The sequence below is a fragment of the Bacteroidales bacterium genome (assembly GCA_013314715.1).
Taxonomy (GTDB): domain Bacteria; phylum Bacteroidota; class Bacteroidia; order Bacteroidales; family GWA2-32-17; genus Ch61.
Genome location: JABUFC010000019.1, coordinates 1 through 18,793, shown reverse-complemented (window position 1 = coordinate 18,793; position 18,793 = coordinate 1). Strand labels below are relative to the sequence as shown.

Annotated in this window: 12 protein-coding genes; 4 read left to right on the top strand and 8 right to left on the bottom strand. The window is 34.1% G+C overall.

The features are described from left to right. Nucleotides 1-6 precede the first annotated feature (6 nt). Entirely contained in the window at nucleotides 7-774 is a 768-nt protein-coding gene (locus HPY79_05950) for an NADH:ubiquinone oxidoreductase (GenBank protein ID NSW45337.1), read from the top strand. Nucleotides 775-820: 46 nt separating this feature from the next. Here the strand turns inward: HPY79_05950 and HPY79_05945 are convergent, their stop codons facing one another. Beyond that, nucleotides 821-1,573, bottom strand: a complete 753-nt coding sequence (locus tag HPY79_05945) for a CDP-alcohol phosphatidyltransferase family protein (protein ID NSW45336.1) — start codon at nucleotides 1,571-1,573, stop codon at nucleotides 821-823. Between the two features lie 90 nt (nucleotides 1,574-1,663). Between HPY79_05945 and HPY79_05940 the strand changes: the two genes are divergently transcribed. The 3 genes from HPY79_05940 (at nucleotide 1,664) to HPY79_05930 (ending at nucleotide 7,245) form a co-directional block, all read left to right on the top strand. Beyond that, complete coding sequence (locus tag HPY79_05940; protein ID NSW45335.1) at nucleotides 1,664-2,731, top strand: PorV/PorQ family protein; 1,068 nt, start codon at nucleotides 1,664-1,666, stop codon at nucleotides 2,729-2,731. A gap of 6 nt (nucleotides 2,732-2,737) precedes the next feature. Next, nucleotides 2,738-3,931, top strand: coding sequence for a hypothetical protein (locus tag HPY79_05935; GenBank protein NSW45334.1), 1,194 nt, complete (start codon nucleotides 2,738-2,740; stop codon nucleotides 3,929-3,931). 86 nt (nucleotides 3,932-4,017) lie between these two features. Continuing rightward, a complete protein-coding gene (locus tag HPY79_05930; GenBank protein ID NSW45333.1) occupies nucleotides 4,018-7,245 on the top strand; it encodes an FAD-dependent oxidoreductase in 3,228 nt (1,075 codons plus the stop codon). A gap of 39 nt (nucleotides 7,246-7,284) precedes the next feature. Here the strand turns inward: HPY79_05930 and HPY79_05925 are convergent, their stop codons facing one another. From HPY79_05925 to HPY79_05895, 7 genes are all read right to left on the bottom strand, one after another. Beyond that, on the bottom strand, nucleotides 7,285-8,307 hold the full coding sequence (locus HPY79_05925) for a PorP/SprF family type IX secretion system membrane protein (protein NSW45332.1): 1,023 nt from the start codon (nucleotides 8,305-8,307) through the stop codon (nucleotides 7,285-7,287). Nucleotides 8,308-8,316: 9 nt separating this feature from the next. Beyond that, nucleotides 8,317-12,924 (bottom strand): gliding motility-associated C-terminal domain-containing protein, encoded by a 4,608-nt coding sequence (locus tag HPY79_05920; GenBank protein ID NSW45331.1) that lies wholly within the window; start codon nucleotides 12,922-12,924, stop codon nucleotides 8,317-8,319. A gap of 84 nt (nucleotides 12,925-13,008) precedes the next feature. Beyond that, entirely contained in the window at nucleotides 13,009-14,943 is a 1,935-nt protein-coding gene (locus HPY79_05915; protein NSW45330.1) for a glycosyltransferase family 39 protein, read from the bottom strand. Further along, on the bottom strand, nucleotides 14,944-15,948 hold the full coding sequence (gene murB / locus HPY79_05910; protein ID NSW45329.1) for a UDP-N-acetylmuramate dehydrogenase: 1,005 nt from the start codon (nucleotides 15,946-15,948) through the stop codon (nucleotides 14,944-14,946). Next, nucleotides 15,948-16,976 (bottom strand): endonuclease/exonuclease/phosphatase family protein, encoded by a 1,029-nt coding sequence (locus HPY79_05905; GenBank protein ID NSW45328.1) that lies wholly within the window; start codon nucleotides 16,974-16,976, stop codon nucleotides 15,948-15,950. Before HPY79_05905 ends, murB begins: the two co-directional genes overlap by 1 nt. A 5-nt stretch (nucleotides 16,977-16,981) precedes the next feature. Further along, complete coding sequence (locus tag HPY79_05900; GenBank protein ID NSW45327.1) at nucleotides 16,982-17,857, bottom strand: class I SAM-dependent methyltransferase; 876 nt, start codon at nucleotides 17,855-17,857, stop codon at nucleotides 16,982-16,984. Between the two features lie 118 nt (nucleotides 17,858-17,975). Next, a partial coding sequence (locus HPY79_05895) for a hypothetical protein (GenBank protein NSW45326.1) occupies nucleotides 17,976-18,793 on the bottom strand: 818 nt, incomplete at its 5' end.

Genomic DNA, 18,793 nt, shown 5'->3' with positions numbered 1-18,793 from the left:
AAGCCTATGTTTGATGGTTTAAAAGCATTTATTCATCACGGAAATCGGTATATACCCGATCCCACTAAGGTAAAATTACCAGAAAATTTTAGTGGTTTACCCGTTATTTCAACAAACCCATGTAAACAAGATTGTCAATTATGTGTACAAGCATGTCCTACTAAGGCAATCAGAAAATCGCCACTTACGCTATCGCTCGATTCATGCATTTTTTGTTTAGAATGTCAAGAAATTTGTCCTGAGCACAAAATACAGTTTTCGAATGAATATAAAATGGGTACAAACATATATGAGCGTTTGCAAATAAAAGAAGGTTATTCTAATTCAATCTCCATTGAGCCATCCATAGTACGCAGTGAAATTATACGCATTTTGGGTCGCTCATTAAAACTGCGATTAGTATCAGCAGGTAGTTGCAATGGTTGCGAATTAGAACTTAACGCAGCCGGAAACGTGAATTTTGATATGGGACGTTATGGTATTGAGTTTGTGGCTTCCCCACGCCACGCCGATGGCTTAGTAATAACGGGACCCATTGCCGAAAATAGCCTTGCCTCTGTTCGTTTGACCTACGAAGCAATACCCGAACCTAAAATCGTCGTTTTAGTTGGAGCGTGTGCATTGTCTGGTGGGCTTTTTAAGCAAAGTCCGGCACTCCGCCGCGAAATTATTAATGAGCTTAAACCTGATTTATTAGTACCCGGTTGCCCTCCACACCCGTTAACATTTATCAATGCTGTTCTCGATTTGCTTAGAGCCAAAGAAAACAAATAAACGATAACACAAATTCAACGTTGTAATTGAATTTGTTGAATTACGGTTACGAATAACTCTTGGGACTAAAAAAATATCGGATTATTCCGGTTAAAATATAAAGCCAAATTATAAAAGGGACACTGTACAATTTAAGAAAAATTACCAAAAGCACAACTAAGCCCATAAAGATATAGCGAATTTGATTCCCTTTCCATTTAAGCGATTTTATTTTTAAAGAAAAAAGTGGAAAAGGCGAAACCAAAAGCAACGAATGTAGAATGGTAACAATTATCAACGACTTTATATTAAGAATAATAAAAAATGAAGTTAAATCGTAGCTGCTTAAAAGTATAGGAAGCCATGCAAAAAAAATAGCATTGGCAGGTGTGGGCATGCCGATAAATTCAGTCGTCTGCCTTTCGTCAATGTTAAACTTAGCAAGACGAAGCGCTGAAAATAAAGCAATCAAAAAAGGGCTTGCTAAAATTAGCATGTTGGTCAAGGTAAAGTCATCATGTTCGATATGATTAATAAGTAAAACCGATTTTAAAAATCCAAAGACTATAAACGATGGTGCTAAGCCAAAGCTGATTAAATCGGCAAGAGAATCGAGTTCTTTGCCAATAGACGAAGTTGCCTTGAGCAATCGAGCTGCAAAACCATCGAAAAAATCGAAACCTGAAGCAATAAAAATAAATATTCCTGCCCAAACAGGATAGCCTTCGACGGTTGCAACAATAGAGAGGCATCCCGAGAATAAATTCATCAAAGTGAGAAAATTTGGAATGCTATTTTTAATGCTGATGAATAATTTCATTCTATTACAATATTTTTGGCAAATTTATGTTATTAGTTGATACGTTTTATTAAATGAAGTAAAATAATTAACTTTGAACAAGTTTTTTTTATGATTGCTCGATTTTCGCTACTAATTATAAGTGTTTTCGTTAGTTGTTCGTTTTTGTATGCCCAAAAATATAGCAACGAATTTTTACAATTGGGCATTGGAGGCAAAGCTTTATCGATGGGCAATGCTGTGGTTGCTTCGGTTTCGGATGTCCATGCCGGATATTGGAATCCTTCGTCGTTGGTTGAGCTTCAGCAAAATGCAAATATTGGCGTTATGCATGCTTCGTATTTCGGTGGATTAGCAAAATACGATTATGGTTCGTTTGCTATTCGAAATTCCGATTCTTCGGCTTTTGGCATAAGCATTATCCGCTTTGGCGTGGACGATATCCCTAATACGCTCGATTTAGTTGATGCCAATGGCAATTTCGATTACAGCAAACTCTCTTCTTTTTCTATTGCCGATTATGCAGCCCTACTTTCTTATGCTCGAAAGTTGAAACAAATACCTTCGCTTAATGTAGGTGGCAATGTTAAAATAATACGAAGAATCGTTGGTGATTTTGCTTCTGCTTGGGGGTTTGGTTTCGATTTATCGGCAAATTATTCGCTCAACAATTGGAGGTTTGGCGCTGTGCTTAGAGATGCTACCTCTACGTTCAATGCTTGGAGGTACAATACCGAAACATTTGAAGATGCATTTATTAAAACGGGCAACGAAATCCCTACCAATGGTTTAGAAATAACCATCCCACGTTTATTATTAGGTGCATCTAAAACTTTTACTTTTAAAGAAAAATATAGCCTATTAGCCGAATTAGATGCCGATTTTACTTTCGATAAAAAGAGAAATACGCTGGTTAAATCTTCTTTTGCAAGCATTGACCCACATCTTGGGATTGAGCTTTCTTATATGAAAATGATTTTTTTGAGAGCCGGTGTTTATAATATTCAACAAATAAGCGATTTTGCCGGGAATAAATCATATAACCTGCAACCTTCGATAGGAGTAGGCGTTTTTTATAAAAATTTCGGCTTCGACTATGCCTTTACCGATATTGGCAATGCATCTGCTGCTTTATATTCGCATGTTATTGGCTTGAAATATTGTTTCGACCGTAAATAATTTACAATGTTAACGTCTGATCATGCTGCTTTTGTGTTTGTTGTTTGTGGAGCAAAAGTACATATCGACACCTTACATTTTTCACTTGAGCAATTAAAAAAACATAGTCAATATCCTATTTATGTAGTTACCGATTCCACACGTAACGAAATTCCTATACATCATGATAATGTTATAGATATTGAAACGCCATCCTCTTACGATCATCATCAGGCAAGCATTTGGCTCAAAACATCGTTACATAAAATATTACCAAACAATAAGACATATTGCTACCTCGATAGCGATGTAATTGCTTTAAATGCTGAATGCAACAACATATTTAAATATTATCAGTCACCAATAACTTTTGCTAAAGATCACAGCACACTATCGTACTTTAGCCCTTATGCCGTTCATTGCAGTTGTAAAGCAAAATTTGAAAAAACCGATTCTTTATTTCAACAATCTATAGCAGCAATTATTAAAAATCCTCATTATCCACCTGATTATAGCAAAAAAGAAATCAGAAAGCTTATTGCTTTGCAAAATAAAATAAACACAAACTTATGGGAGTTATTCCATTTTTACCTTAAATTTATCATCAGTTATATAATTGGAAAAACAAAGATATCAGATGATATAACAATTAATGCTCGTAAAAAACAATTAGAAGTATCAAATTATTTTTATTATCCAATTCTATTGCTTTATAGAAAAACTATCAAAGAAAAAACCGGTTATACATTTAATTTCATAAAACGACAATGGACTAAGAATGGCAAGCTTGCCGTTACGCCCAATCGATGCAACCATATACAACAAGCATTAAAAGAAACCTTCAACGTAGATGTACCAATTGATTGGCAACACTGGAATGGTGGTGTTTTTGTTTTTGACCATCAATCGCATGCCTTTATGGAACAATGGCATCAAAATACATTAACTCTCTTTAAAAATTCATTTTGGAGGGTTCGCGATCAAGGGACTTTAATAGCAACCGTTTTTCAATATAACTTACAAAATCATCCTCTGCTCCCCGAAAAATTTAATTTTATTGCCGATTTTTATAAACCCGAAATTACAGTGGACAAGAGCAAATCCTTATTATTAAAGGGCAATAAAATTATTCAACCTGCAATGATACATATCTATCATCATTGGGGAGACGAACAATGGGATGTATGGCAATTTGTAAAAACCCAAGCCGAAAAAAAATAATATCAATTATCACAATATTTGAATGACAAAGGTCATTGCAATTTGACAAATAAAGGTAAAACTTTGCATGTTAAAATTCAATACTTATGATAAAAGTAGAAAAACACCCCATTTTAGAAGTTCCCAAAACGGACATTATTACATTTATATACGAAGGGGAAGAAATAAAAGCTCAAAAAGGCTTTACCATAGCTGCAGCATTACATCAAGCAGGTTATCCTGTTCATAGTCATAGTCTCGATAATCGTAACAGAAGCTTAGAATGTGGTATAGGCAAATGCGGAGCATGCGAAATGTTGGTTGACGGTGTTATTCGTAGAATTTGCATCACCAAAGTTGACGGAGTTAAGGAAGTTCGTGAAATACCGAAGAATTATTCGCCCAACGAAGTGCCAATAAAAACAAATGAACCTATAAAAGTATATAAAACCCAAGTTGCTATTATTGGAGCAGGTCCTGCCGGTTTAGCTGCTCGCGAAACCCTTAATATGCATGGGATAGACAATATTGTAGTGGATAATAATGCCAAAATTGGAGGTCAGTTTTTAATGCAAACGCACCAGTTTTTCTTTTTTGAGAAAGAAAAGAAATTTGGTGGTATGCGTGGATTTGACATTGCCAAAACCTTAGCTGGTGATGATCATTCAGGCATTTTTTTGAATTCGACTGTTTGGGATATTTTAGAAGGCAAACGTTTGGCTATAAAAAACATCGAAACAGAAGAAATATATTACATTGATGCCGATGCTCTTATTGTAGCAACAGGAGCCGTTCCATTTATGCCAACGTTTGAAAACGATGATGTACCAGGCGTTTACACAGCTGCCGTTGTTCAAAAAATGATGAATAATGAGTTTACACTGCTAGGTAAAAATATATTAACGGTAGGTGCCGGTAATATTGGTTATCTTACATCATACCAATTAATGCAAGCCGGTGCCAATGTAAAAGCCATTATCGAGGCTCAAGATAAAGAAGGTGGTTTCCCTGTTCAGGCTAATCGTGTTCGTCGTTTAGGGATTCCAATATTAACCTCACATATTTTACTTAAGGCGATCCCAAATAAAGATTATACAGGAATTACCGGTGCTGTCATAGCCGAATGCAAGAACTTTAAACCCATTCCCGGAACTGAAAAAGTAATTGACGGAATAGATGCTATCAATATATGTACAGGCTTAGTTCCTGACGACCAATTGCTTATAAAAGGCAATGAAGTATTTGGACGTTTGTGCTATGGCGTAGGCGATGCTATAAGAATTGGTGAAGGCACAAGTGCCGTTTTACGCGGTAAACAAGCTGCTTTTGAAGTTTTAGAAGCATTAGGAAAACGATATAACTATAACGATTATCTTGAAATATCAAAAGAATATATCGACTCACAACAACATCCGGTTCGAGTTATCGAAAAACCTTATTATCCTAAACAAGATCGATTAGAAAAACCCTTTGTACTCATCGATTGTCTTTATGGCTTTGCTTGCAATCCGTGTTCATTTGCCTGCCCTCATGGAGCTATCACCAAATCATCAACCAGCACAGTACCTCAAATCGATTTCAACAAGTGCGTAGGTTGTATGGATTGTGTTTACCAATGCCCCGGATTAGCCATTTTTGGTTACAATCTTAAAAAAGATTGTTTGTTCTTACCTATCGAATATTTTGCAGAAGAAGGTAAAGAGGTTTATTTAGTAAACAATCAAGGGCAAAAATTAGGCGAAGGAATTATTGAAAAAATATTATTAAAACCTAATAAAACTAATGTTGCTCGCGTAAAATCAATAACCTTAAAAGGCGAAGCTTTGACCGAAGTTCGCGGTTTTATTTTAAAAGAAAAATACCCAGAATCCGTTCAGTTAAAAAAATACGAAGGCCCCATTGAAAGTAAAACTTATGTTTGCCATTGCGACGATGTTACTATGGATGAAATTTTAAATGAAATTGGCGACCGAAAATATATATCCATTGACGAAATAAAACACACAACTCGCCTTGGTATGGGTGCTTGCCGAGGGAAACGTTGTATTAAACGACTTAAACAAGCCATCGCTGATAAAAACATACAAGTAATTGGCGATGCTACTCCACGTGGTCCATTATCTAATCAACTAACCATGGGTGAATTATATCCCAAATCAATAAAAGAAAAAATTATAATCCATCACCAAAAAGACAAGATAAAACAAGTAAAAACATCGGTTTTAATTGCTGGTGGTGGAATAGCAGGAAGTGCTTTGTATCGCTATTTTGCCGAAGCCGGCTATAAACCTATTTTGATTAATTATGACCGTGGTGCTTCATGGCGCAATATAGCCGGTGGACGTCCAGCTTTTACAGTGCCCGAAATATCTGATATAGCTACACACAATCTGGAAATATTTAAAGAATTACAAAAGCTCAGAAATATCAACTTTAAACAAACACGATATGTTACGTTTGCACACGACGATGCTACTTACAAAGCACTGGAAAAATCAATCGAATGGAGCGATGCTTATTTAATTGAACCCAAAGATTTTGTTAAAGAAATTTCACCTAATTTTAATCCTAACCTAAAAACGTATAACGCTGCTCTCATTACTCACAATTGTTGGCAAGCTACTCCCGGCATTGTTATCGACACGTTAAGAGCTATTGGAAACGAAAAGGGTGGCGAAATTTGGGAAGATAGCCAATTGATTGATATAGAAAAGAATGGTCAGTACAAAGTGTTGGTTAAGCATCATGATGGAAGTTATTACGAAGTAACCTGCGATCATTTTGTTAATGCTTTGGGTCCTAAGGGAGCAGAGTTTGCTCGTAAGCTTGATATTGAAACCGGCTTATATCCTGTAAAACATCAGGCTTTTATTACTAGACGCCTTCCAATGATGGGAAAAGATGGTCAATCGCTCGACATGTTAATTGATAGACGCAAATACAAAGGATTTTCGGCTGTGTATGGTCAGCAACTTGCCGAAACAGGACAAATTATTGGATGTGCATCGCCAGCTAATGATTATTTAGAAACAGATAAAAATTTAAAAATCAATTCAAAAGATTTTATTGAAATTGTTTCTGAAATCTTTGTTAATTGGATACCTCAATTATCGTCAGTAGGCTTCCAAGCTGTTTGGTCGGGTTATTATGTAGAACCTCGCTATATTATCGACCCCGAATTAGGATTGTTTATTGGCTTACGTGGTCATGGTTTTATGCTCAGTCAATATTTAGCAAAAATGTATGTAGATAAGATTAATGGCAAACCTGTTCCCACTTATTTTGATCGATTAAAGCTTTCGGGAGACGGTTTACCAGAAACAGCATTTAAATAAGCATTCCCAAAAAAGCCTTGGTTATAAAACCAAGGTTTTTTATAATAAACGGCTTGAAACACCTGAACGGAAGGGAATATATCGTGCAGACAATTCAAAACCACCACGTCCTGTACTAACTCGAGTTAGCGACGAAACATTGATATCATAACTAATTCCAAAAGCAAATTGCCCCCATTCCAGTTGAGTCATCACTACAATTGCGTCGCCAAAACGATAATATGTACCTACATTTATCATACGAGCTAAAACATAATCGGTATATTTAGATGACTCCTGAAGTTTATATTTTACTAGAGCACCCGTATAAAACATTTTCGATGGTCCTTGAAATGCAGCTATAAAAGAAGGCGATATTTGCATATTAGAATTTTTTACTCCATATGAAATGGTTGAATGTAAAACAAATCGCATATAAGACTTATCATTGTAATCGAAACTCAAATTTGGCTTATTAATATGATAAACCGCAATTCCTACTTGCGCTCCAATATTATCATTCGAAGATAACGTTGTAGCTCCTTTACCATAGCTCCATTGTAATCCAGCCGATAAATCAATATTATTGGTTCGTTCATTCGATAATTGTTCACCATTAGAAAGACTAGGATTATATACCAACCCATCATATTGTTTATCCCAAGTAAGAGCACTGTAATCGATATGACGTTGCATAAATGCAGTACCAATACCTGCCGAAATATTCTGACTACCTGTTAAAGGAACCTTAGCGGCAATATTAAGCCCCCCCAAAAAAGTATTTAAATGAGCTCCACCTGCCCTGTCGTTCATTATAAATAAGCCAACACCAAAAGACGATGAAGATTTTCCACGTGATGCAATTTTGGCATCACCCGATGCCATAACCGTAGTAAAAGGATCGGTAACGCTTCGCCACTGTTGCCTATAATTTAAATTTGTTCTTAAATCGTATTGAGCTCCTGTATTAGCTGGATTTAAAACTATGGGAGATTCTAACGGTTGAGAAAGCATTACATCTTGAGCATTAGCTCCTATTGTTAACAAGCTTCCCCATATTAAAATGGATATTTTTTTAATCATATGCATAAATTATCGTACTAAAGTTATGTTACCTTTTTGATTTATTATAACACCATTGTAATATTCGGCTTTTAAGACATAAACAAATACTCCGGTATCGAGTTCCTTACCTCTAAATGTACCATCCCAACCATTATCAGGATCATAACTTTCGAAGACTTTTTCGCCCCATCGATTAAAAATGGTAAAATTCATCGATTTTATACATTTACCTCTTACATACAATATATCGTTATTCCCATCTCCATTAGGACTAAAAGCTGATGGCACAAAGGTTTCGCCACATTCTTTATCTACCGTTACAACAACACAAGCAGTGTCAGAACATCCAAAAGTATTAATTCCCTCTACACAATACTCTATTGTTTCTGAAGGACGCGTATTCGGATTATTGCACGAAGTACAAGACAAATAAGTAACGGGGGTCCAAATGTATGTATGGGCTCCACTTACTTGCAAAGGAAGCGACATACCAATAATTATGGTTGTATCGTGTGTTAACGTTAAGGTTGGTTTAGGATCTACATTTAAGGTAAAATATGCGGTATCCGAACAAATGTTTTTTATTGCAATAACAGAATAGGTTGTTGTTTGCATTGGCATAACATCAATACTTGTGGACGTTTCTGCGGTATTCCAAATATATGAATCGCCTCCCGATGCGGTAAGTGTTACCATTTCTTGTTGGCAAATTCGATTTATACCTGTAATATTAGCAACCGGTAGTTCGTAAACAGTTATAGAAAAATCTGCTGTATTTTTGCATTGATTGGTATCGGTACCAAGTACGGTATAATTATCGGTTTGAGTTGGCGAAATGGTAATTTGCTCTCCATTCATATTTACAGGGATCCACTGATAGGAGTATGCCCCATGTGCAGTTAATGTAATACTATCGCCCATACATATAGGATGAACTCCCGTAACACTTACATTGGGCAATGGATATACAACCAGTGTAGCTGAATCGCTATTGACACAACCATTACCATCAATGCCAATCAACGTAATATTGGTAGTAGAATCGGGTGAAACGGTTATAGTTGTATCATGATAACCCCACGGTACCCATGTATAAGTGTTTGCTCCAAATGCCGATATGCTAATGCTATCATAATGGCAAATTGGATGCACGCCAAATATTCTTACCGGTGGCAAAGGATTAACAATAACCTGACTGGTGTCGCTATTAACACAGCCATTAGTATCGGTACCAACTACGATAAAATCGAATGTTTGAGAAGGATTAACATGAATAGAGGCTGTTGTATCCAAAGTATTCCAAACATAATGTTCTGCATTGACAGCAGTAAGATCGATAAAATCGCCGTAGCAAATAGGATGTGCACCAAGAATCTGAACATTGGGCAAAGCATATACAACAACAGTAGCCGTATCGGTATTTTTACACTGATGAAAATCTGTTCCCTCTAAAATGTAGAATGAAGTTGTATCAGGTGAAAATATTTGACTCGGTCCCTGTAATGTATCAGGATACCAAACATAAGTCAAAGCACCAGTAGCAGACAAAGTAATACTATCGCCAAAACAAATGGGATGTTCGCCTACAATTTGAACATTGGGCAACGAATATACTACCACTTCGGCACTATCTATATTTTTACACTGATTAGTATCTGTTCCAAGTAGATAATAATAAGTTGTAGTAAATGGAGCTACTTGAATACTATCTATTGTATAATTTCCCGGTGTCCAAATATAAGTATTCGCACCTTGAGCATACAATTTAATACTATCGCCAAAACAAATGGGATGTTCGCCTACAATTTGAACATTGGGTAAAGGATAAACCACAACCTCAGCACTATCAATATTTTTACAGCCATTAGAATCGGTTCCTAAAATATAAAACGTAGTCGTATTAGAAGGCGAAACTTCTATGCTATCGCCAGCCAAAGCATTAGGTGACCACAAATATGTTTGAGCTCCATTCCCATAAAGTGTAATACTATCTCTAAAACATATAGGATGTTCGCCTGTAATAAATACATTAGGCAAAGGATTAACGATCACCTGTGCAGAATCGATATTTTTACAATTGTTGGTATCGGTTCCTAAAACATAATAAGTAGTTGTATTAAGTGGTGCCACGCTAATTGAATCTGCGGTAACATTTATGGGCGTCCAAATATATGTTTGAGCACCATTGGCATACAATGTAATACTATCGCCTATGCAAATAGGATGTTCTGCCGTAATAGTTACGTTAGGTAGCGGATATACAATTATAGTCGTATCAGCTGAATTACTGCAAGCCATATCATCGGTAATAGTTACTGTATAAGTAGTTGTAACATTAGGGGACACATGAATAGAATCTGTTGTGGCCAGTGTACTCCAATTATATGCTAAAACATCATCGCCATGTCCGTATAACCATGTTGAGTCGAAATTACAAATAGCCGATTGAGAAACAGTAATATTTACATTGGGAATAACACATCTATCAAATTTTGCAATAAATGCATCCCAAGTTCCACCTGCAAATCCGGGTTGAAAATATGCACCATTTCCTAAATCATTGGTTAATAAAGTACCATTGATATAACCAGTAAGATAAACGGCATCATTAGTAACTGCAAGTTTTCTACCCTCACCTGCAGTTCCCGAAAAATAAGTCATCCACTGTCGCTTACCATTTTGTTTAAATTTACCTATAAAAATACTTTTAGCATTACTTTCAAAAAATCCGGATGTTCCATTATTATATAGTGGTAAACCGCTATTAACAACCCTACCCGTAACAAAAACTCCATAATTATCCCCTTTAATATCTCTAATATCATCACGCTGATTACCTCCATAATAAGTACTCCATAAAAGCTGCCCATTTAAATCAAACGATGCAATTATACCATCGTAAGACCCACCTCCGTATGTCGATTGAACATAAGCTCCATTGCCAGGATCAAAAACGGGGAAATTATTTGAATTAGTAGAACCGGCAATCCATAATTTATTATTCGCGACACAGATTCCACGAATATCTTCTGTACCAACACCGCCATAATATGTTGACCATTCAAGAACACCATTTTCCGAAAATTTACAAATCAAGGCATCCGTTAACCCTCCATTATAAGAACTATCACAATAGGCACCATTTAAAGGATTTACAATAGGAGCATCTAAATCTTTTACATTCAATGCCATAAATAAATGGGTGGGACTGCAAGCTATTTGATTCCATCCATTTCCAATACCAACACTTGCAGTACTAAAATATGTTCCCCAAGTTAAGTTATTATCAGAGATATTAAATTTTGCTATGTAAACATTTTCATTATTGTTTGAAATAGATTGTTGCCACGCACCACTACCAGGATCAACTAAAGGCATATCGTTTGAACTTCCGGTCACAAAAGTAAACACAGCATTATTTGTAACAGCTATATTAGGTGTTTCATCAGAATAAACACCTCCAAAATATGTAGCCCATAAAAGGTTACTATTCAAATCGAATTTAATTATAAATCCATCTGCATAAGAAGGATTGCCTAAAGTATCTTTGTAAAATGCACCGTTACCCGGATCGAAAGTTGGCATATTCGTGGACCATGATTGAGCAGAAATATAAATATATTGATTATTGACAATAGTAGGCTTCGCTTTAACATCACTTCCTGTACCACCATAATACGTTACCCATTGCATAACTCCCCCATCAGTGAATTTTGCTATAAACAAATCATTATTACCTGAATTAGAGCCCATAAAATATGCACCTCCACCGGAATTCATAGTTGGAAAATTACTTGAGCCTGTTTGACCAGCAACCACAATCATATTTCCATTGGCAGCAACACCTTCAGAAATATCATCATTGCCGCCACCTAAATAGGTGCTCCACAAAAGGAAAGGATCAATAGTCAATGCTTGATTTCTATTATAATTTCCTATATCAAAGGTTAAGCTATTTTGACCCAGCAATTTCCATTTAATTTCAACTGAATTATTTTGTTGGTACGCATAGGGTGTGTTTTCAGTTATTTCACCTAAATCATTCTTTATCAAAATACTTCCATCATTATTCTCTATTATCGGATTTGAATATTTATATTGAAGTTGAATCTGATTAGGATCAGCATGCGGCGAAACGATAAAATCATATTTTAATTCTCCTTTTTCGTTAAAATAGATTTTAAAATCAATTCCCTTATATATCTCTTTAAATGTAAGCTTTCTATAACCACTTACATTTTTAATTCCCTCAGGACAATGGGCATAAAAGAAATTATATTGCCAAGGTACCATGTCTTCTTCTTCAACTTTCGATAATGCAGCTCCTACATATTCAACATCTACTCTTTGCCAATGAGTCTTTTCAATTTGCGGATAATCATCTTGGTCGTTTTGACGGTAGTCGTTTTTTTGAAACAAATAAGTTAAACCCGTTTTTCGAATGTATAAAATAGCCTGAGGAGTTGAAACATAATATAATACATCGGCAACAGGTTGATTGTTTTCCATTGACGCTATTTGGCCAACATTCTTAATAAAGGTAGCTTTACTTACCTGAGGAATTGAATTATTATTAGCCCAAATAACCTTTGCTGTTGATAAAAAGAATAAAATCAATGCAATATATAATCTCATATAATTTTTTTTAAAAAAGACGTTTTTTTTTGTATTTAAGTTGCGTAAAAATAATGAAATACTATCATTCTTCAAATGGTAAATTCATTGTAAGTAATGATAATAAATCCAATATATCTTTGCATTGCCCTTTCTTATGCCAAAAAAGGTTTTTGCAACCAAAAAATTTTGTTTTTCAGGATTCCAGAAATAGACTTTTAATTTTAACGAATCCAATTTATAGGCAAAATCGGGGAAATATAAAGTTGTGGCAATAGGCACCCAAGTTTTAACAGGAATTATAGAAGTATCGATAATAGCACTTTGCCATACTAAAACCGAATCTTTTTCGATAGTTGCAACTAAATGTGCTTTGCCATTAAAGTCGGATGGTAAATATATCCAAGCACTTATATCAACCCATTGAGCATATGAATTGATTTCATTTTTATTAACAAACTCGTACTGAACACTATATTCAGCAGTAGAATCTATTTTATATACCTTTCCATAGTAACTATCATTGATAAGTTTATTGGAATCAAATGCCCAGTTGTTTTTTTCTTTAAAGGAATTAAAATCTAATAAGGTATAACCCGTATAAAGTACCGAAGAATCTCTCGAAAGTAACCTAATTTCACCCTGATCTAAATAATAATGTAATATCATATGCGTAAAATACTCATGATAAAGAGCAAATAAATAAGGCGATTCGTTGGTTACACTCGACATATATAAGTAATGGTATTTTTTATTTTTCAATAAACTGTATAAATCTTTCTGACTTAATTGATAAGAATAGAAAACATTGTACGGATGCTTTATTTTATACTTTTTTATATAATAATTGCCTATTTCTTGGCTAAAAGAACATAATACTAAGGTCGAATCGTTGTCAACTTGCTTTAATTTTAGAAAAGTTTGACTATATATTGATTTATAGAAATTGTTATAATAATCACGTGTTTCAATTAAAGAATAAACCAAGAGAAAAGACCAAAATATCGTAAAAGCATAAATTAATTGTTTATTCACTTTTGCTAAAAAACTAAAAATGAAAAGAATTAAAAAGGGGGTTGAAAATATTAATACTGAAATTTGAAGAACCGGTGCTCTGTATATAGAATACACGTATCCAATAACTGCCGATGTTATTCCTAAATATAAAGCTATAACATGCTCTTTTCGAAAAACTTGCTTTGTTTTTATATAATAAATAAGCCCGCCCAAAAACATTGCAATCAAAACAAACAAAACAACTATATTAAAATGTGTAAGAAACTTAAAGAAATTTGCAAAAAAATAAAGATTAGGTTTACCTAACCATCCTAAACCCTGTAATTGAAATTGATGTATAAATATATGGATATGTGGTAAAAAAAGAAGTGCAATTATGAAATTTGAAAGAATATACTGCTTAAAATGTTTTTTTGACACATAAAAAAGTCCTAAAAAACCAATCAATACAACCATTAAAAGCGAGAAATAATGATTATACATACAAAGTGTTGCACCTAAAATGTACCCAAGTGCATTTTTGTAAAGTTTTTTTATTGTTTGGTCAGAGTTAAAAACAAAACGATACCAATACAACACCATTATTAATGTAAAAAATACCCCACTAATATAAGGACGTGCTATTTGGCTATACATGATAAAATATTGCATAAAAGCCAGCGAGGCAGTAGTCAACATTGCCACTTGCTCCGAAAACCATTCGCATCCGATTTTCCATATTAACAATAAGGACAAAACTCCCATTACAATAAAGGGTAATTTAACCCACGGTTCAGAAAAGCCAACTATTCTAACCCAATAATATAAAAAGATTTGAACTCCAGCAGGATGCCCATCGGGCATAACACCTTTTTTTATTAACTCATTAAAAGAGTTAAATTGAGTTCTAAACAAAGCACTAAACTCATCGTGTGTAAATGGAATTTCAGAAAAATGCCAAAAACGCAAAAACGAAGCAACAAGAATAATAATCAACAAAAACCAATAATGAGAACGATAAATGTTCTTTGTTTTATGCTTCATTTATACAATATTTACTTCCCTTTCTAATGTTATATCAAATTTTTCTTTTACCGTTTTAATGATAAAATCGGAAAAATCTAAAATCTCTTTTGTAGTGGCATTACCATAATTCACAATTACCAAAGGTTGTTTTTCATAAATTCCTACATTGTTCATTCTAAAACCCTTTAAGCCAGATTGTTCAATCAGCCAAGCAGCAGGAATTTTAATATTGTTTGAATCTGCTTGAAAAGAAGGCACAGACGGAAAAATAGCTTTCAATTCCTCAAACTTAGAAAGAGAGATATAAGGATTTTTAAAAAAACTCCCCGCGTTACCCAACAACTTAACATCGGGTAGTTTAGATGTCCTTTGCTGAATAACCATATCGCGTATAGCTTGAAGAGTAATTTGCCTGTTATTTAAAGCAGATGAAATATTTCCATAATTCAACACAAAACGATGATTGTACTTGGTAAGCTTGTATGTCGTTTCTAAAATAATCCAGTGCCTGTTTTCTTTGTTTTTAAAAAAGCTATTTCGATAAGCGAACCGACATTCTTGATTCGAAAAGTCTTTAACCGTAAAATCATTTAGGTTTATGGCTTTTAGCGACTCTAACGAATCTTTAATTTCCATACCATATGCACCAATATTTTGAACAGGCGCTGCACCTGCTGTTCCAGGTATTAGCGACAAATTTTCTACTCCTCCAAAATTATTTTCTACACAGTATTGAACAAATGCATCCCATTCTTCGCCTGCTTTAACGGTTATCCATACATTCTCTTCGTTTTGTTTTGCTATTTCTATTCCTTTAATGTTAATTTTTAAAACGACTTCCGGAATATTTAAAAACAAAACGTTGCTGCCTCCGCCTAAAACATAAAACGACTTTTGAAATACACCATCATATTTAAGTTGATAAATATCGTCAATGCTATCTATTTCAATCAAACAAGGTGCTTTTAAATCGACCCCAAAAGTATGAAAAGATTTTAGAGAGATGTCGTTATATCGCTTCATTACTTACTAATAATTATGAAAGATGGAAAATGATCTGAGTAACCACCCATAAAGGTAGTTCCAACATAGGTTCTAAACGGATAGCCAGCAAATTGCCCTTCTTTTTGCATCAAATATGATTTATTAAAAACACCTGCTTTAACAAATTTATATCCACCTACCGTTTTACTAATTAATGGGTAAGAAACAATAAATTGGTCAAATAAATTCCATTTATCATTATATGCTAAACTTCCAATACCTTTTTTCTTAAACAACTCATACATTGGATTATAAAGACCATAATTTTTTGTACTTTCTTTTGATTTTTGAGCCCCTAAATGCTTAACAATACTTGCGTTAGTAGGGTCATCGTTTAAGTCGCCCATGATAATTATTTTGGCCGTACTATCCGTTTTATATATTGAGTCAACAATATGACGGCAGAGTTTAGCAGCAGCTTCACGCATGGGGGCACTCCGTTTTTCGCCACCCCTACGCGATGGCCAATGGTTTACAATAAAATGAACGGCTTCACCATCTAAGATACCAGAAACCAATAACTGATCGCGTGTATTAAAATCGGGTTTTTCAGGAATAATCAAAGGATATGCTTTCGAATTAACTACAATAAAACGATCTTTTTGGTATATCAATGCCACATCGACACCACGTTCGTATCGGCAATCATAATGCTCAAAACCATAATTAAAATTTTTAAGATTAGGCGAATGGATTAAATCTTGAATAACTTGTTTGTTTTCGATTTCACACAATCCCATAACAGTAGGGCATTTAAATCCATTGTCTTCACCAATCTCTTTTATTACTTTTGAAATATGATCTAACTTTATATTATATTTCTCGGTATTCCAATGATTTTCAGCATTGGGCAAAAATTCATTATCTTTCGTTTTTGGATCATCTATCGTATCATAAAAATTTTCTATATTATAAAAAGCAATTAAAGCTGTTTTCGTTTTATTTTGGCTTTTTAAAATATAAAAGCTAAAAAACAATAAAATAATAAGACCATAACGTAGTACCATAAAATTTATTTTTTTAATTGAACAAACACACCCAAAGGCAATTTTTTACCATATTTATCTTGCAAATATAATTCACCCGAATCGTATTTTGAAGTATTAAAATTCGATTGTATCAAATTTTCTAAAACTAACACCGATAATCCAAGTGAATATACATTTAGCACCAAAAAGAAATTTTTACTATCGGCTAATTCTGCAACCAATTTCAGCATTTGATTTATATCGCGTTCAAGTTTCCAATCTTCGCCATTGGGACCATGCCCAAAAGCAGGTGGATCGAGAATTATGCCTTGATATTTTTTCCCTCTACGAATTTCTCTTTTTACAAATTTAGTTGCGTCGTCAATAATCCATCGAATAGTAGACAAATCGTTGAGTTGAGCATTGGTCGAAGCCCAATTTACAATTTGCTTAACACTATCGACATGTACCACTTTTGCTTTGGCTTTAGCAGCTACCAAACTTGCTGCACCGGTGTAGGCAAAAAGATTTAATACAGTTGGTTCGTCTATACTATTTTTGCATTGATCATATATAAACTCCCAATTATAAGCTTGTTCAGGAAAAACACCTACATGTTTAAACGAAGTCAATGCCAATCGTAGTATGATGGAAGAATCTTTTATTCCATGAATGGGATATTGAATTTTCCATTGATCAGGCATGGATTTATATTTTTTCCATTGTCCCGAATTAGCCGATGTCGGAACAAATTCTACATGAGCCATTTTTTTCCAAATTTCAATGCTATCGTATGGATCCCAAACAGCTTGTGGCTCTGGCCTGATAGTTATAAAATTACCAAAACGCTCTAATTTTTTAAAATTACCACTATCGATAAGTTCATAATCAGTCCAATATGTAGGAGTTGCTATATTCATCTGTAATTATTTTTTATATGGTCAGATAGAATACGCCTTACGAATAAAGAGCAAGGCTTAATTATCAGTAATAATTTCATTTTTGGTTTGTGTGAATTGGTTCTCATGGCTATTTCATTTATCCTTGAATAAAATCAAAATCCTTTATTTCATTAAATTTTTCAAAATCTCTAATACAAGAAGGATGCATAAGAATCTCAGAAATTGTTACTTCAGGAATTTCATTCTCTAAAATACCATTTCTTACAAATATTAAATTAAAACCCAACTCATTAGCACCTACCAAACGATATCCCTTCTTTTTAGCTAAATTGACCATAGCTTGAGGCGAAGCACCATGATAAATTGGATGCTTTCCAGGGAAAAAATATTCAGGATTGTAAGGAACTACAATATTGTTATATCCAAATACATTATTCGTTTCAATCATAACAACTTGTGGATTAACAACGGTTAATGCATCCCATATCCAATAATCGTTGCCATCAATATCAATCGATAAAAAGCCTATTTCTCCTTCAAATCCAGCTTTTTTTATCAAATCATTAATATTATCTCGAGTAATAAAAGAACATATAAATTTAGGTTTATCACACCAAGGGTGAGGATATTTAGAAAAAAAACGCTCGCCTCTTTTTATATTAGATTTATTAGCATCGATAAATAAACCTGTCCACCCAAAATGAAAATATAGATTTGCCGAATTACTATTAACCCCATCATCAGAACCAAATTCTACAAAAGTTTTGTGTGTCATTCCTATTAAAGAAAAAATGTATAATAATTTGCCATCTTCTTCAAATTGTGAAAAAACTCTAAAACCGGTTTCTGATAATTTTGGAAGATTATTATTTTTCAAACAGTTTCTATAATTTAAATATAATTGTCTTTGAATAATTCCAACCGATGGGCTTAACTGTGGTAATACTTTAAAAT

What these genes read in the sequence shown, in the direction of transcription:
- HPY79_05905 (NSW45328.1), bottom strand. Translation starts at nt 16,976, where the DNA reads ATGGTACTACGTTATGGTCTTATTATTTTATTGTTTTTTAGCTTTTAT.
- HPY79_05950 (NSW45337.1), top strand. Translation starts at nt 7, where the DNA reads ATGTTTGATGGTTTAAAAGCATTTATTCATCACGGAAATCGGTATATA.
- HPY79_05915 (NSW45330.1), bottom strand. Translation starts at nt 14,943, where the DNA reads ATGAAGCATAAAACAAAGAACATTTATCGTTCTCATTATTGGTTTTTG.
- HPY79_05925 (NSW45332.1), bottom strand. Translation starts at nt 8,307, where the DNA reads ATGATTAAAAAAATATCCATTTTAATATGGGGAAGCTTGTTAACAATA.
- HPY79_05930 (NSW45333.1), top strand. Translation starts at nt 4,018, where the DNA reads ATGATAAAAGTAGAAAAACACCCCATTTTAGAAGTTCCCAAAACGGAC.
- HPY79_05920 (NSW45331.1), bottom strand. Translation starts at nt 12,924, where the DNA reads ATGAGATTATATATTGCATTGATTTTATTCTTTTTATCAACAGCAAAG.
- murB (NSW45329.1), bottom strand. Translation starts at nt 15,948, where the DNA reads ATGAAGCGATATAACGACATCTCTCTAAAATCTTTTCATACTTTTGGG.
- HPY79_05935 (NSW45334.1), top strand. Translation starts at nt 2,738, where the DNA reads ATGTTAACGTCTGATCATGCTGCTTTTGTGTTTGTTGTTTGTGGAGCA.
- HPY79_05900 (NSW45327.1), bottom strand. Translation starts at nt 17,857, where the DNA reads ATGAATATAGCAACTCCTACATATTGGACTGATTATGAACTTATCGAT.
- HPY79_05940 (NSW45335.1), top strand. Translation starts at nt 1,664, where the DNA reads ATGATTGCTCGATTTTCGCTACTAATTATAAGTGTTTTCGTTAGTTGT.
- HPY79_05945 (NSW45336.1), bottom strand. Translation starts at nt 1,573, where the DNA reads ATGAAATTATTCATCAGCATTAAAAATAGCATTCCAAATTTTCTCACT.